Source organism: Pseudomonas sp. Q11, assembly GCF_024494355.1.
GTDB classification, from domain to species: Bacteria; Pseudomonadota; Gammaproteobacteria; order Pseudomonadales; family Pseudomonadaceae; genus Aquipseudomonas; species Aquipseudomonas hefeiensis.
Genome location: NZ_JAKNQY010000036.1, coordinates 1 through 15,752, shown reverse-complemented (window position 1 = coordinate 15,752; position 15,752 = coordinate 1). Strand labels below are relative to the sequence as shown.

Below are 15,752 nucleotides of genomic sequence, written 5' to 3'. Positions count from 1 at the left end.
CGGGGAGCGGGTTTTCTTTTTGGGGCCCCTTTCGGTCTTTATTTTCGACTTTCCAAGTAGCCAACTATGCTCAAACGCCTCGCCTGGCTGGCGCTCTGTGTGTGCGCCCCGCTGTCCGCCGCACCTCATGTCGACCCTCAACGTTTGCAGCAACTGGCCAGCGACCGTTTCTGGATTTCCCTGGGCCATTACGAAACCGCCAAGCTCGGCGGCTGGCGCAGCTATATCAGCGACAAAAGATTTTTCCTCGCCCCTGACGGCAACGAACATCCCGACCGCGAACTGACTGCCACGGTGCAGGCGCTGTACGGCCCGGCCAGTGCTGGCCAGCAACACGCCCAATGTGTGTACCCGGCGCGTACACGCTGGCTGAAGGCGCAGCTCAACCTGACGGATCTGCCGACGGTCGACTGCAGCGAATTCACCCAATGGTTCAAGGATGTCGCGCCCCACAGCGCGGTGATGATCTTTCCGGCCGCCTATTTGAACAGCCCTTCTTCGATGTTCGGCCATACCTTGCTGCGTATCGATCAGGCCGATGTGCAAAGCGACAAGACCGCGCTGCTCAGTTATGCGATCAACTTCGGCGCCTACATCGAAGGCTCGGACAACAGCATTCTTTATGCCTGGAAAGGCCTGATGGGCGGTTATCCGGGCCTGTTCGCCCTGGTGCCCTATCAGGAGAAACTCTCCGAGTACCGCAGCCTGGAAAACCGCGACCTGTGGGAATACCGCCTCAATCTGAGCCAGGCGGAAACCGAGCGCATGGTCGAGCATGTGTGGGAACTCAAGCAGATTCAGTTCGACTATTTTTTCTTCGATGAAAATTGCTCCTATCGCTTGCTCGAACTGCTACAAGTGGCCCGTCCCAGCCTGCGCCTGACCGAACAATTCCCGTTGACGGCGATTCCCACCGACACCGTAAAGGCGGTGAAAGAAGCCGGGCTGGTGGAAAGCATCGAGTACCGGCCCTCCCGTGAGCGGGAGTTGCTCAGCCGCGCCGAGCCACTCACCGACGACGAGCAGCAATGGGTGCTGAAAGTCAGCGCCGACCAAAAACAATTGCAAACTTCAGCCTTCAAGGCATTGCCTCGCGCCCGCCAGGCGCTGATCATCGACGCGGCCTATCGTCTGGAGCGCTACCGCGCCAACGGCCAGGAACGCGACCCGCAGCGCGCCCAGCGCAGTTTCGAACTGTTGCGGGCGATCAACCAGAACCCCGCGCCGGAACTCGACATCCCGCAACCGGGCCTGCCCGAAGATGGCCATGAGTCGCGCACCTGGCAGGCCGGCCTCGGCACCCGTGGCGACCGGGCGTTCGGCGAATATGGCCTGCGCATGGCGTATCACGACCTCAACGACAACGCCGAGAGTTTCCCCCTGGGGGCGCAGATCGAGATCCTGCAACTGAAGCTGCGTCAGTACGAAGGCAATGATTGGCAGGTGCAGCAACTGGACCTTGCGACCATTCGCTCCCTGACCCCGCGCAACGAACTGCTGCAACCGCTGTCCTGGCAAGTCACCGGAGGCCTGGAACGGGTGCCGGGCAAGCACGACGATGAAACCCTGGTTAGCCACGTCAACGGTGGGGCCGGGGGCACCTGGGCACTGGGTGACGACCTGCTGGGGTTCGCCTTGGGCACGGTGCGGGTCGAACACAACAACGACTTCGCCCAATTCATCGCCCCGGCCACAGGCTTCAACACTGGTGTGCTGTGGAAAAACCCGCTGGGCAACTTGAGCCTGGAGGCCAAAGGCGACTATTTCGTCAACGGCGAAGTGCGCCGGAGCGTGAGCCTGAACCAGCAGTGGGAACTGTCCCGCAACCTCGGCCTGCGCCTGAGCGCCCAGCGCGAATTCAGCCATCTGGCGTCACCGGAGAACGAAGTGATGCTCGAGGTGAAGTGGTATCACTATTGACCGGGGCATACCCCGCACTCACCTAAGCGAACAGATTCATCACAGCGCTTTCACATCGGCCTGACGAATCCACTTCTAAACTTCTCTTATGAGTGGATCAGGCAGGAATGCAAAAAAATGAGGCGCGCGGGGGTGCTGAGTGTGGTGATGTTGCTCGGTGGCTGCGAAACCACCCACGAAAACCTGATCGCCCGGGGTTACCCTCCGGCATTCGCCGACGGCTTTGATGACGGTTGCAGCAGCGGCCGGCAGGCAGCCGGCGTGATCACCGGCCAGTTCAGGAAGGACGTGCCACGGTATCTCAAGGACGCTCCCTATGCCGAAGGCTGGAGCGACGGTTTCCGTCAATGCCAGGCCATGCGCGAAAGTGAGGAGCGTAACGCTTACCGCGAACGCCATTGGGACGAGCGAGAACGGGCCTGGCAGCAGCAGAAGGACCAGGACGCCGCCCGGGCTTATCGCTCACAGTGAGTCGCGTACAGACATCCGCTGAAACCAAAAGCCTGCGACCATGGCCCAAACTCCAATAGAGGAGAACATCATGAGTCGCGCCTTCGTCAACGAGGACAACGCCACTGCCCAGGCCGATCAGCCGGTCGAACGCCAGGTCAGCGCGCAACCCAATTACGTCACGCCCGCCGGACTCGCCCAATTACAGGCCCGGGTCGCTGAGCTGCAGGCGCTGCACAGCCAGCAGGTGGCCAGGGGAGAACTGGCGGACAAGCAGCGAATCGCGGATATCGAACGGGATCTGCGGTATTTCAATCCGCGTTTGCAAAGCGCGCAGGTCGTTACGCCAACCTCAGTGGATCAGGTGCGGATCGGGCATTGGGTGACCTTTGTCGATGAGCATGACCACGAGCAGCGAGTGCAGTTGGTGGGTGAAGATCAGGCCGATGCGGCCAGCGGACTGGTCAATTGGGGTTCGCCGCTGGGGCGGGCGTTGCTGGGTGCCAAGGTTGGGGACGAGGTGGTCTGGAAGCGGCCGGTGGGGGAGTTGACGATTGAAGTGGTGGCGATAGAACCGGGGTGATCTTGCCGGCCTCATCGCGAGCAGGCTCGCTCCCACAGGAATCGAGCCCCACCGTGCAGCTTGTGACTGACCCAAAACCAGTGTGGGAGCGAGCCCCACCGTGCAGCTTGTGGCTGACCCAAACCAGTGTGGGAGCGAGCCCCACCGTGCAGCTTGTGGCTGACCCAAACCAATGTGGGAGCGAGCCCCACCGTGCAGCTTGTGGCTGACCCAAAACCAATGTGGGAGTGAGCCCCACCGTGCAGCTTGTGGCTGACCCAAAACCAATGTGGGAGCGAGCCTGCTCGCGATGGCGGCGGATCAGGCAACCTTATGCTGGCTGATCCACTGCTATCGCGAGCAGGCTCGCTCCCACAGGTTTTATCGCTCGATCGCCGGCCGTATCAGGCCAGTTTCTTGTGCCGTACGCGGTGCGGCTGGGCAGCAGCTTCACCCAGGCGTTTCTTGCGATCGGCCTCATACTCGGTGTAGTTGCCTTCGAAGAACACCGCTTGCGAGTCGTCTTCGTATGCCAGGATGTGGGTCGCCACGCGGTCGAGGAACCACCGGTCGTGGGAGATCACAATCGCTGCGCCCGGGAAGTCCAGCAGGGCTTCTTCCAGGGAACGTAGGGTTTCGACGTCGAGGTCGTTGGACGGTTCGTCGAGCAACAGGACGTTGCCACCCTCCTTCAAGGTCAACGCAAGGTGCAAACGACCGCGTTCACCACCGGACAAGTCCTTGACGAACTTCTGCTGGTCGCCGCCCTTGAAGTTGAAGCGCCCCACGTAAGTGCGCGACGGAATTTCATAGTTGCCGATGCGGATCTGGTCGGAACCGTCGGATATCTGCTGGAACACCGTCTTGCTGCCGTCCAGGTCTTCGCGACTCTGGTCGACGCAGGCCAGTTGCACGGTTTCGCCGATTTCGATGCTGCCCGAATCCGGTGTTTCCTTGCCCATCAGCATGCGGAACAGCGTGGATTTACCCGCACCGTTACCACCGATCACACCGACAATGGCGCCTTTTGGCATGGCGAACGACAGGTTGTCGATCAGCACGCGATCGCCGTAGCCCTTGGAGACGTTCTTGAATTCGATGACCTTGTCACCCAGGCGTGGACCGGCCGGGATGTAGATCTCGTTGGTTTCACTGCGCTTCTGGAATTCCTGGGACTGCATTTCCTCGAAGCGTTGCAGACGTGCCTTGGATTTGGACTGGCGGGCCTTGGCGCCTTTGCGCACCCATTCCAGCTCTTCCTTCATGGCTTTTTCATGGGCCGACTGCTGCTTGGATTCCTGGGCCAGACGATCGGACTTGGCTTCGAGCCAGCCCGAGTAGTTGCCTTCGTAAGGAATACCCGCGCCGCGGTCCAGTTCCAGGATCCAGCCGGCAACGTTGTCCAGGAAGTAACGGTCGTGCGTGATCGCGACCACGGTGCCCGGGAAATCGTGCAGGAAGTGTTCGAGCCAGGCGACGGAATCGGCGTCCAGGTGGTTGGTCGGTTCGTCGAGCAACAGCATATCCGGCGCCGACAGCAGCAGGCGGCACAGGGCCACGCGGCGCTTTTCACCACCGGACAGGACTTCGACCTTGGCATCCCACGCGGGCAGGCGCAGCGCATCGGCGGCGACTTCCAGTTGGCGATCCAGGTTATGGCCATCGCTGGCTTGCAGGATCGCTTCGAGCTTGGCCTGTTCGGCGGCCAGCTTGTCGAAGTCGGCGTCCGGTTCGGCGTAGGCAGCGTAGACCTCGTCCAGGCGCGCCTGGGCATCCTTGATCACGCTGACGGCCTCCTCGACCACTTCACGTACGGTCTTGGTCGGATCCAGCTGAGGCTCTTGAGGCAGGTAGCCGATGTTCAGGTCCGGCATCGGACGGGCTTCACCGTCAAATTCGTTGTCGACACCGGCCATGATTTTCAGCAGCGTGGACTTACCCGAGCCGTTGAGGCCCAACACGCCGATCTTGGCGCCGGGGAAGAACGAGAGCGAAATGTTTTTCAGGATTTCCCGCTTCGGCGGAACAACTTTGCTCAGCCGATGCATGGTGAAGACGTATTGAGCCATGGTGAACCTAGCGTCAGTGACAGGTGAAAAGAACGAGCCAGGCCATGCGCGGCGCCGGCGCTTGACGGTGATCAATGCCGGCGGGCAGATAAAAGCCTGGGGATCGGAGCTTGCGCGCTCTTGTTTGACCGGCAAAGCTACCTCAACCATCGGTCAAGGTCCAGCCACCAGGGGCTGGCACTTTGCCACAAGTCAAGGCATGCTAGCCGCCCTTTGGGCGTCCGGCTTATAGTGCACGTCGCGCCAGTCCAGCAAACTGCAGGATTATAGCTTGTCCAACGTCACGCCGACCCTGTCCCCACGCGCACCGACTGCTGCGAGCGGCTCGCCCCTGCGCGGGACATTGAAGGGCGCGCTAGCCACGTTGGTGTTGTTGTTACTCGGGCTGCTCTTCTGGCAGTTGCTTGACCAACTACACGAAACCCAGCAGCAACAGCGCCAGTACACCATCGATTACACCGCCGACCTGGCCGCGCAAGTCAGCCTGAACATGGCCTTGAATGCGCAAATCGCCCTCAACCTGCTACCGATCATCGAACAACCGCAGAGCGCCGACGAGCAGCAGGCTCTGCTGCGCAAACTCCAGCAATCGTTACCCGAGCTACGCAGCCTGGCGTTGCTGAGTCCTTCCGGCCGGGTGCTCAGCGACAGTGATCCCGCCAGCCACGATGCCGATTATCTGGTGGACCTGGTACGGCGCAGTCATGCCCAAGCGCACTATTTCAGCAATGCCGAGGACGGCTCCGTGGTGCATCTGTTATTGCACCAGGCCGCCGGCAGCAGCCGCGGCTATTGGGCCCTGCGCCTGACCCCGACCTTCTTCTCGACCCTGACCAAGCAGGCCGATACCGGCATGCGCCCACTGTGGCTGGTGGAAAACCGGCTCAACCAGCAAATCATCAGTCGGGACGAAAGCCTGCCCTCGGCCCACCCTACCCGGCTGTCCCCGGATGATCTGAGCAACACTGTGCTGACCGTGCCCCTGAGCAGCAGCGACTGGCAATTGCGTGGGCTGTTCGACCGGCGTCAGGTGCTCGAACAACTGCTCCCGGCCTTCATCGGCAAATGCCTGCTGGGCCTGGCGTTTTCGATGCTGCCGGTGATCGCGCTCCTGAACATGCGTCGGCGTCAGCGCCAGTTGCACGAGGGCCGTCGGCGCTACCAGGATATTTTCGAAGGCACGGGCGTCGCGCTCTGCGTGCTTGACCTGTCGAGCCTCAAGGCGTTTTTTGAAAGGGCCGGCTTGCACAATGGCGACCAGTTGCGCGCCTGGGTGTCCGTCCCTCACCAGCTTGAACAATTGCAGCAGGAAGTTCACGTCACCGAAGTCAATCAGATGGCGTTGAAGCTGCTCAATGTCACCTCCTGCGAACGGGCCTGGCAACTGCTGGTCGGCAATGCAGCCCCGGATAACAATCCCGTGGGCTCGAAACTGCTCGAAGCGCTGCTTGATCAGCACAAGCAGTTGGAGCTGGAAATCAAGCTGCAGGACGCCCATGGCCGTGATCAACACCTGTGGCTGGTGCTGCGCCTGCCGGAAAAACAGCAGGACTACAACGCCGTCATCCTGAGCATCAGCGACATTACCAGCCGCAAGCTCATCGAACTCTCGCTGCTCGAACGCGAAGGCTTCTGGTCCGACGTGGTGCGCACCGTGCCGGACCATCTCTATGTGCAAGACGTGATCAGCCAGCGGATGATCTTCAGCAACCATCACCTGGGGCAGACCCTGGGATACGACCGCACCGAACTGCACCAGATGGGCGAATACTTCTGGGAAATCCTGCTGCACAGCGAAGACGCCGACCACTATCACAACTTGCGCCAGGAACAACGGCGGGCCGGGTATGCGCAACTGCTGCAATGCCAGTTGCGCTTTCGTCATCGCAACGGCAAATGGCGGCGCTTCGACATTCGCGAACAAGCGCTGGCCCGGGACCGGCACGATCAGGTGACACGTATCATCGGCGTGGCCAAGGACATCACCGAACAGATCGAAGCCAGCGAATCGCTGCGCGACAGCGAACAACGCTACCGAATGCTCGCCGAAAGCATCAGCGACGTGATTTTTTCCACCAACAGCAAACTCTCGCTCAATTACGTCAGCCCCTCGGTGCAAGCGGTGCTGGGCTACAGCGCCGACTGGATATTCCAGAACGGCTGGCAATCGACCATCGCCAATCCGCAACAACTGACCGGCATCTACACCTTGATGGATCGGGTCAGCAAAGCCCTCGACAAGCCCGAGCAACTGGCCGAGTTGCGCAACCAGATGCAGACCCAGCTGTTCCTGTTCGATTGCCTGCGCGCCGACGGGCGCAAGATCCCCATCGAGCTGCGACTGGTGCTGGTATGGGATGACCTTGGCGCGTTCGAAGGCGTGCTAGGCGTGGGTCGCGATATCAGCCAGCAAAGACGCGCCGAAAAAGACCTGCGCATGGCCGCCACGGTATTCGAGCATTCGACCTCGGCGATCCTGATCACCGACCCGGCCGGTTACATTGTCCAGGCCAACGAAGCCTTCAGTCGTGTCAGCGGTTATGCCGTGTCACAAGTGCTGGACCAGTTGCCCAACATGTTGACCGTCGACGAACAGCAGGAAGCCCACCTGCGTTATGTGCTCAAGCAGTTACAGCAACACAGCACCTGGGAAGGCGAAGTCTGGCTCAAGCGCCGCAATGGCGAACATTACCCGGCCTGGGTCGGCATCACGGCGGTGCTGGACGATGAAGGCGACCTGGCCAGCTACGTGTGCTTTTTCAGCGACATCAGCGAACGCAAGGCCAGCGAGCAGCGCATCCATCGCCTCGCCTACTACGACGCCCTGACCCACCTGCCCAACCGCACGTTGTTCCAGGATCGCCTGCACACCGCGCTGCAATCGGCCGAGCGGCAGAAAAACTGGGTCGTGCTGATGTTCCTCGACCTGGACCGTTTCAAGCCGATCAACGATTCCCTGGGCCACGCCGCGGGCGACCGGATGCTCAAGGAAATGGCCACGCGATTGCTCGGCTGCGTAGCCGACGACGACACCGTGGCGCGCATGGGCGGCGACGAATTCACCCTGCTGCTGCAACCGCGCTCCAGCCGCGAAATGGCGCTGAACCGGGCGATCAACGTCGCCGAGCAGATTCTCGCCAGCCTGGTCCGGCCTTTCGTACTGGAAGGTCGGGAGTTCTTTGTCACCGCCAGTATTGGTATCGCCCTCAGCCCCCAGGACGGCAACGAGCTGAGTCAGTTGATGAAGAACGCTGACACGGCCATGTATCACGCCAAGGAACGCGGCAAGAACAACTTCCAGTTCTACCAGGCCGACATGAACGCCAGCGCCCTGGAACGACTGGAGCTGGAGAGCGACCTGCGCCACGCCCTGGAGCAGAACGAGTTCGTGTTGTATTACCAGCCACAGTTCAGCGGCGACGGCAAACGCCTGACCGGCGCCGAGGCCTTGCTGCGCTGGCGCCATCCGCGGCGCGGGCTGGTGCCGCCGGGGGACTTTATCCCGGTACTCGAAGAACTCGGGTTGGTGGTGGACGTCGGCGACTGGGTCATCAGCGAAGCCTGTCGGCAGCTCAAGACCTGGCACCAGGCCAAGGTCCGGGTGCCGAAAGTCTCGGTCAACATTTCAGCCCGGCAGTTCTCCGACGGCCAGCTCGGCACGCGAATCGCCAACATCCTGCGCGGCACCGGTCTGCCGCCGGCCTGCCTGGAGCTGGAACTGACCGAAAGTATCCTCATGCGCGAGGTCAGCGAGGCGATGCAGATTCTGGCCGGGCTGAAAAACCTGGGCCTGAGTATCGCTGTGGATGACTTCGGTACCGGTTATTCGTCCCTCAACTACCTCAAGCAATTTCCCATCGACGTGCTGAAAATCGACCGCACCTTCGTCGATGGCCTGCCGTCCGGCGAGCAGGACGCCCAGATCGCCCGGGCGATCATCGCCATGGCCCACAGCCTCAACCTGGCGGTAATCGCCGAAGGGGTCGAAACCCACGAACAACTCGACTTCCTGCGCGAACATGGCTGCGACGAAGTCCAGGGCTACCTGTTCGGCCGCCCGATGCCAGCCAACCGGTTTGAAGCGCAGTTCAGCAATGAAGCGCTGTTTATGCTCGATTGAAGCCTTGTACTACCCGGGCCGGCCTCTCGCGGGCAAGCCTTGCTCCCACAGGGGCATGCAGACATCTGTGGGAGCAAGGCTTGCCCGCGATGAGGCCAGTACAGGCAACGCCCCTCTTGCTTGAATCCCATTCGTCCGCGACATGACGTCCTTTCATATGCCTTCCAAAACCGGTTGGGTTAGAATGCCCCCCTTTTCTGCCCCCGATCCTTGAGGACCGCCATGTTCAGCCGTGATTTGACTATTGCCAAGTACGACGCCGATCTCTTTGCCGCCATGGAGCAAGAAGCTCAGCGCCAGGAAGAGCACATTGAGCTGATCGCTTCGGAAAACTACACCAGCCCCGCGGTGATGGAAGCTCAAGGCTCGGTACTGACCAACAAGTACGCCGAAGGCTATCCGGGCAAGCGCTACTACGGTGGTTGCGAGTTCGTCGACGTGGTCGAGCAACTGGCCATCGACCGCGCCAAGGAGCTGTTTGGCGCCGATTACGCCAACGTCCAGCCCCACGCCGGTTCCCAGGCCAACGCTGCCGTCTACCTGGCGCTGCTGTCGGCCGGTGACACCATTCTGGGCATGAGCCTGGCCCACGGCGGTCACCTGACTCACGGCGCCAGCGTTTCGTCTTCGGGCAAGCTGTACAACGCCATCCAGTACGGCATCGACGGCAACGGCCTGATCGACTACGACGAAGTCGAGCGCCTGGCGGTCGAGCACAAGCCGAAAATGATCGTGGCCGGTTTCTCCGCCTACTCGCAGATCCTCGATTTCCCGCGCTTTCGCGAAATCGCCGACAAGGTCGGTGCCTACCTGTTCGTGGACATGGCGCACGTAGCGGGCCTGGTTGCCGCTGGCGTCTACCCGAACCCGGTGCCGTTCGCCGACGTGGTCACCACCACCACCCACAAGACCCTGCGTGGTCCACGTGGCGGCCTGATCCTGGCTCGTGCCAACGCCGACATCGAGAAGAAGCTCAACTCCGCCGTGTTCCCGGGTGCCCAAGGCGGCCCGCTGGAACACGTGATCGCAGCCAAGGCGATCTGCTTCAAGGAAGCGCTGCAACCTGAGTTCAAGGTTTACCAGCAACAAGTGGTGAAAAACGCCAAGGCCATGGCCGGCGTGTTCATCGAGCGTGGCTTCGACGTCGTGTCCGGCGGGACCGAGAACCACCTGTTCCTGCTGTCGCTGATCAAACAGGACATCTCCGGCAAAGATGCCGACGCAGCACTGGGCAAGGCCTTCATCACCGTGAACAAGAACTCGGTGCCAAACGACCCACGCTCCCCGTTCGTCACCTCCGGCCTGCGCTTCGGCACCCCGGCCGTCACCACTCGCGGCTTCAAGGAAACCGAGTGCAAGGAACTGGCCGGCTGGATCTGCGACATCCTGGCGGACCTGAACAACGAAGCGGTGATCGACGCCGTTCGCGAGAAGGTCAAGGCGATCTGCAAAAAGCTGCCGGTGTACGGCGCCTAATCAGCCCGCTAAACCATCATTAAAAAAGGCCTCCATTGAAAGATGGGGGCCTTTTTCATGGGTGCAAACAACTGCCCCAAACAACTAAACCCCACGTTTATATAATCTCCTGCAATACACACAGCACCACCGACAGCCGATAAATCAATAACATCCATAACTGCACACTTCATACACCCAACGGGAAGTCGAATCACATGGACAGTGATCAATCTTTTAGCGCAACACTTCGAATGTTTGACAGCCACGTCAATCTGCTTGAAATACTTCATGGCAAACCCGCGATGGCCACCGTGAGTTTATTCAGCGGTGGCTTCTTTACCGGCCGTCCCCAAACCCATGACCATTCCAGCCTGCTCGGCATGCGCCCGAAAGGCCAGAACCTCTCCGCCGCCGCATTAAAACTGCATTTTCGCCATACCAGCGACGGCTACAGCCTGGTCATTAAAAACACGGGGGAACATGACAACAAATTTATCGGTAAACGCTGGCTTGAGGTTCTGGGCGCACAGGACTCAGGCACGGATGATCCGATGCTCTTTACCCTCGTTGATCATCAGAACAACGCCATCACTCTGAAGAACATTTCCAGCCCCCATTTACCTGTCTCGCTCATGACAGAAAAGAAAAAATATATAGGCGGATTAAAAGTACGAGGCTCGCCTTATATTTATCTCGCCGAAACAGAAAAAACGGCGAAAGCAACTTTCATCTTGAGCATTCTTTAAGAGGACGTCCCCATCCGACAACCTTTGTGGCGAGGAACCTAAACCCTCGCCACTGAGTTCCGTGTCGGGCTGGTTGCCACTGACAGCCTTTTTTTCACCGCAACAAACGGCTCAAGCACAAGGGTTCCGCCTCAACTGGTAAGACCGGTCATGCCAAATCTCTGCAAATCAGCTTGCGCAGCAGCAAAAACCGCGCCTAGACTGCCCCTGCACTGGACAAACCGGTAAGACCACAATAATGAAGTCCTGACGCCAACAGCTCTACTGACGGCGAAAAAGGACACCGAACCAGGAATCCCTCCCATGCTCAAATGGTGCTCGCGTTCGATCTTCCTTCAAGTTGTCCTCGGATTGGTGCTCGGCATCGTCTGTGGGCTGACCCTTCCCGAATACTCCGCACAGCTCAAACCCCTCGGCGACGGCTTTATCAAGCTGATCAAGATGCTCATCGGCCTGATCGTGTTCTGCGTGGTAGTCAGCGGTATCTCGGGTGCCGGAGACCTCAAGAAGGTCGGGCGCATTGGCCTCAAGTCGGTCATCTACTTCGAAGTCCTCACCACCATCGCGCTGGTCATCGGGCTGGTGCTTGCCTTCAGCACCGGCATCGGCAGTGGCGCGAACATTCACCTGGAACAGCTTTCCAGCGCAGACATGGGCGATATCGCCCAGCGTGGCGAGCATCTGGTCACCACCACCCAGTTCCTCATGAACCTGATCCCGACCTCGGTGCTCGGGGCCTTCGCTGAAAACAACATTCTGCAAGTACTGCTGTTCTCCGTGCTGTTTGGCAGCGCGCTGAACCTGGTGGGCGACGCCGCGTCCGGTATCTCGCGGCTGATCAACGAACTGAGCCACGTGATCTTTCGCATCATGGGCATGATCGTGCGTCTGGCCCCCATTGGTGTCTTCGGGGCCATCGCCTTCACCACCAGCAAATATGGCTTGGACTCGTTGCAACACCTGGGCAGCCTCGTGGGCCTGTTCTACCTGACCTGCATCGCCTTCGTTGCGTTGATCCTCGGCCTGGTGATGCGTGCCTCGGGCCTGCCGATGTTGCCGTTTCTCAAATACCTGCGTGAAGAGCTGCTCATCGTGCTCGGTACAGCCTCTTCCGACGCCGTCCTGCCACAGATCATGCGCAAGCTTGAACATCTGGGAATCGGCAGTCCCACCGTCGGTCTGGTCATTCCAACCGGTTACTCGTTCAACCTGGACGGTTTTTCGATCTATCTGACCCTGGCGATAGTGTTCATTGCCAACGCCACCGGCACGCCTCTGGCGATGAGTGATTTGCTGACCATCCTGCTGGTGTCACTGATCACCTCCAAGGGCGCCCACGGGATTCCCGGCTCGGCGCTGGTGATCCTGGCTGCCACACTGACGGCGGTCCCGGCGATCCCGGTGGTTGGCCTGGTGCTGGTACTGGCCGTGGATTGGTTCATGGGCATCGGCCGAGCCCTGACCAACCTGATTGGTAACTGTGTGGCCACCGTGGCGATTGCCCGCTGGGAAAAAGACATCGATGTCCCTCGGGCGCGCAAGGTACTGTCCGGCCAACAAGGTTATGCCTTCCAATCCAGGAAACCGGCGGGCACTGCCCATCAGCAACAATTCTGAAGGACTGCGGTGCCGGCCCGCGAACCGGCACCGCCTGATTGATTTTCGAGGAGTAACAAGTGATCAGTTCATCAACCGTCGTCAACTCCGTAGTGGAGAAACTACGTGCCGCACTCGCCCGGGGCCAATGGCGCTCGGGCGACATGCTGCCCGGCCAACGGGAACTGGCCGAGCAATTGGGCATCAGCCGACCAAGCCTGCGTGAAGCGGTGATTGTGCTGGAAACCTTGGGGCTGGTGCGTTCGATGCCCGGCAAGGGTGTCGTGGTGCTGGAGGCCAACTTCGCCGACACCGCCAGTGAAGGCAGCGCCATGGCCGGTGCGAGCCTGGAGGACGTGCTGCAACTGCGCTACACCCTGGAGCCTTTTATCGTCGGCCTGGTGGCGCAGTCCATCAGCAGCAAGGAAGTCGGTCAGTTGCGCCTGACCCTCATGGACATGCGCGAAGCGTTGGAGGCCAACGACAGCGACGCCTGCGCCAACGCCTATATCGCCTTCCATGAAGAGCTGTTTGCCTTGACGTCCAACCCGATTTTTCAAAACGTGGTCCAGCAGACCAGCAACGCGCTCAAGCAAAGCGCCGATGTGTTGCGCAATTCACCCCAGCACCTGGCCGAACGCCTGGAGGAGAACGAAGCCGTGGTGCGCGCCATCCGCGGCAAGAACAGCGCCCAGGCCAGCAGCGAAATGCGCCGGCATATCCTCAAGGAAGGCCAGCGCATGGGCATCGAACTGAATATTCCGGACGACAACCTCGGCACTTGAGCCACGGCCTGCGGAGACCTCCATGAACAACCTCATGCCCCACCCACATCAGCCTGACCGCAACGTGCTCGCGTCCCTGTCGCTGCCCGGTCGGATTGGCAAACCGTCGGTGGACGATATCTACCCGCGGATCTTCGACGCCATCCTCGAACAACGTATTGCTCCGGCCAGTCGTTTCACCGAGGAAAGCCTGGGGGATGTGTTCGGTGTCAGCCGCAGCATCATTCGCCGTGTCCTGGCGCGCCTGTCCCACCAGCAAGTGGTGATCCTGCGGCCCAACCATCGGCCGCAAGTGGCGGCCCCGGACCTGGAGCAGACCAGGCAGATCCTGCACGCGCGACGCCTGACCGAACAAACCCTCGTGCGCCTGGCCTGCAAGGCGCCGCAGCCCAAGGATCTACAGCGTCTGCGGGAGCTGGTAGAGCGCGAGCGCCAGTGCCTGGATCGCGGCGAACGCGGCCCGGCGATTCGCCTGTCCGGTGAGTTTCACCTGCAATTGGCGGCCATGGCCGGCAATGCGCCGTTGGCGCAGTTTCTCGGCAGCCTTGTGCCCTTAACCTCGCTGGCCCTGGCGCGGCATGAGATCAAGGCCCGCAGGCATTGCGCCTGGCAGGAGCATTTGACGATCGTAGACGCGATAGAACGTGGCAACGTTGATGAGGCGTGGCAACTGATGAGCGAGCACCTGGACCATCTTGAGCAAAAGCTGCTGATGGCCACAGGCACCGGGACGTCAAAGTAGCGTGGCTTCGAAGCCTGCGCGAATTTTCTCTTCAGGCAACTCGTCGGCGATGAACACAATGACGCTCTCCCGGGCTTCGCCTGGCGCCCATTCGGTGTCCCAATCAAAGCCGTACAGTTTGAGTACGCCCTGGAACACCAGTCGACGGGATTCGCCAGCGATATTCAGCACCCCCTTGTAGCGCAGCAACTGCTTGCCGTGCTCTTCCAGCAACTGGTTCATGAACTCGCTGAGCTTGTCGATCTCCAGCGGTTTATCGGTGCGAAGCACGAGACTGCTGATGCGGTCCCCGGCGGTTGCCTTGCCCACCGGTCGCAGACTGAACCCCGCTCCCAAGTCTGCGTTGAGATTGAAGCCGCGGATGTCGAGCAGTTCGGCCAGATCGATTTGGCCGTGTTCCACCACCCTGATCGGCGCCCGTCGGTTGATCCGCGTCAGACGTTCGCCAAGGGCTTGGACATGGTCTGGGTCCACCAGATCGGTCTTGCTCAGCAGCAGACGGTCGGCAAACCCGACCTGAGCCTGGGCGATGGCCTGGGTCAGGTGGATCTCGGCGTGAGCGGCGTCCACCAGAGTCAGGATACCGTCGAGGATGTAGCGCTCGCGCAGGTCCTCATCGATAAAAAATGTCTGAGCCACAGGGGCCGGATCGGCCAGACCGGTGCACTCGATCACCAGGCGATCGAAGGCGATTTCGCCGCTGTCCAGCCGTTCGAGAAGCAGATAAAGGGCTTTGGTCAAGTCAGTGTGAATCGTGCAACACACACAGCCATTGGCCAGGGTCATAACTTGCACCGGCTCATCGCCCAATAGCTGAGTGTCGATGCCGGCATCGCTGAATTCATTCTCGATCACGGCGATTTTCAGGCCGTGCTCGGCCTTGAGCAAATGACGCAAAAGCGTGGTCTTGCCAGCGCCGAGGAAGCCGCTGAGGATGGTGACCGGGATGGGAGAGGACAACGTGATTCTCCTGTTGCGAAATTGAAAGAAGAGCACAAAACCCATGTGGAGGCGAGGCAAACTGCTCGCGATAGCGGTGGATCAGCAAACATCAATGCTGCTGACCTGACGCCATCGCGAGCAGGCTCGCTCCCACAAGGGTTCGGTGGTGATGCAAATCCCGAGGCCACCCCAAAACAACTGTGGGAGCGGGCTTGCTCGCGAAAGCGGTGGGTCAGCAAACATCAATGCTGCTGACCTGACGCCATCGCGAGCAAGCCCGCTCCCACAGGGTTACCTCATCAACCGACTATCAGTTGATCAACAGCACTTGGGCCCCGCCTTGCCGCCGTAACGGGCCTCCT

Annotated in this window: 11 protein-coding genes; 9 read left to right on the top strand and 2 right to left on the bottom strand. The window is 60.4% G+C overall.

Annotation, left to right across the window (positions count from 1 at the left end; translation table 11 throughout):
- The first annotated feature begins 66 nt into the window (after window positions 1–66).
- The 3 genes from MA884_RS25885 (at window position 67) to MA884_RS25875 (ending at window position 2,953) form a co-directional block, all read left to right on the top strand.
- Window positions 67–1,920 (top strand): DUF4105 domain-containing protein, encoded by a 1,854-nt coding sequence (locus MA884_RS25885; protein ID WP_256233171.1) that lies wholly within the window; start codon window positions 67–69, stop codon window positions 1,918–1,920.
- 117 nt (window positions 1,921–2,037) lie between these two features.
- Window positions 2,038–2,391, top strand: a complete 354-nt coding sequence (locus MA884_RS25880) for a hypothetical protein (protein WP_256233170.1) — start codon at window positions 2,038–2,040, stop codon at window positions 2,389–2,391.
- Window positions 2,392–2,461: 70 nt separating this feature from the next.
- A complete protein-coding gene (locus MA884_RS25875) occupies window positions 2,462–2,953 on the top strand; it encodes a GreA/GreB family elongation factor (protein WP_256233169.1) in 492 nt (163 codons plus the stop codon).
- Between the two features lie 383 nt (window positions 2,954–3,336).
- On the opposite strand, the gene ettA is transcribed toward MA884_RS25875, so the two are convergent.
- Window positions 3,337–5,001, bottom strand: a complete 1,665-nt coding sequence (gene ettA, locus MA884_RS25870; protein ID WP_256233191.1) for an energy-dependent translational throttle protein EttA — start codon at window positions 4,999–5,001, stop codon at window positions 3,337–3,339.
- A 271-nt stretch (window positions 5,002–5,272) separates the two neighbouring features.
- On the opposite strand from ettA, the gene MA884_RS25865 reads away from it, so the two are divergent.
- The 6 genes from MA884_RS25865 (at window position 5,273) to MA884_RS25840 (ending at window position 14,448) form a co-directional block, all read left to right on the top strand.
- Window positions 5,273–9,121: an EAL domain-containing protein gene (locus tag MA884_RS25865; protein ID WP_256233168.1), complete on the top strand. Its 3,849-nt coding sequence runs from the start codon at window positions 5,273–5,275 to the stop codon at window positions 9,119–9,121.
- A gap of 222 nt (window positions 9,122–9,343) precedes the next feature.
- Window positions 9,344–10,597 carry a serine hydroxymethyltransferase gene (gene glyA, locus MA884_RS25860; RefSeq protein WP_256233167.1) on the top strand — a complete coding sequence of 418 codons (1,254 nt, stop codon included), beginning with the start codon at window positions 9,344–9,346 and terminating at the stop codon, window positions 10,595–10,597.
- Window positions 10,598–10,794: 197 nt separating this feature from the next.
- Window positions 10,795–11,325, top strand: a complete 531-nt coding sequence (locus MA884_RS25855; protein WP_256233166.1) for a hypothetical protein — start codon at window positions 10,795–10,797, stop codon at window positions 11,323–11,325.
- A gap of 303 nt (window positions 11,326–11,628) precedes the next feature.
- The gene (locus tag MA884_RS25850) at window positions 11,629–12,942 is read left to right on the top strand and encodes a C4-dicarboxylate transporter DctA (protein ID WP_256233165.1); all 1,314 of its coding nucleotides are present in this window, start codon (window positions 11,629–11,631) and stop codon (window positions 12,940–12,942) included.
- A gap of 59 nt (window positions 12,943–13,001) precedes the next feature.
- Complete coding sequence (locus tag MA884_RS25845) at window positions 13,002–13,706, top strand: FadR/GntR family transcriptional regulator (RefSeq protein WP_256233164.1); 705 nt, start codon at window positions 13,002–13,004, stop codon at window positions 13,704–13,706.
- A 22-nt stretch (window positions 13,707–13,728) separates the two neighbouring features.
- Window positions 13,729–14,448 carry a GntR family transcriptional regulator gene (locus tag MA884_RS25840; protein ID WP_256233163.1) on the top strand — a complete coding sequence of 240 codons (720 nt, stop codon included), beginning with the start codon at window positions 13,729–13,731 and terminating at the stop codon, window positions 14,446–14,448.
- Here MA884_RS25840 and yjiA read toward each other — a convergent pair.
- Window positions 14,440–15,408, bottom strand: coding sequence for a GTPase (gene yjiA / locus MA884_RS25835; protein WP_256233162.1), 969 nt, complete (start codon window positions 15,406–15,408; stop codon window positions 14,440–14,442). The genes MA884_RS25840 and yjiA overlap by 9 nt on opposite strands.
- Window positions 15,409–15,752: the final 344 nt, after the last annotated feature.

Bases quoted from the DNA above. Each gene is read 5' to 3' on its own strand.
- MA884_RS25885 (WP_256233171.1), top strand. From the start codon at position 67: ATGCTCAAACGCCTCGCCTGGCTGGCGCTCTGTGTGTGCGCCCCGCTG.
- MA884_RS25880 (WP_256233170.1), top strand. From the start codon at position 2,038: ATGAGGCGCGCGGGGGTGCTGAGTGTGGTGATGTTGCTCGGTGGCTGC.
- MA884_RS25875 (WP_256233169.1), top strand. From the start codon at position 2,462: ATGAGTCGCGCCTTCGTCAACGAGGACAACGCCACTGCCCAGGCCGAT.
- ettA (WP_256233191.1), bottom strand. From the start codon at position 5,001: ATGGCTCAATACGTCTTCACCATGCATCGGCTGAGCAAAGTTGTTCCG.
- glyA (WP_256233167.1), top strand. From the start codon at position 9,344: ATGTTCAGCCGTGATTTGACTATTGCCAAGTACGACGCCGATCTCTTT.
- MA884_RS25855 (WP_256233166.1), top strand. From the start codon at position 10,795: ATGGACAGTGATCAATCTTTTAGCGCAACACTTCGAATGTTTGACAGC.
- MA884_RS25850 (WP_256233165.1), top strand. From the start codon at position 11,629: ATGCTCAAATGGTGCTCGCGTTCGATCTTCCTTCAAGTTGTCCTCGGA.
- MA884_RS25840 (WP_256233163.1), top strand. From the start codon at position 13,729: ATGAACAACCTCATGCCCCACCCACATCAGCCTGACCGCAACGTGCTC.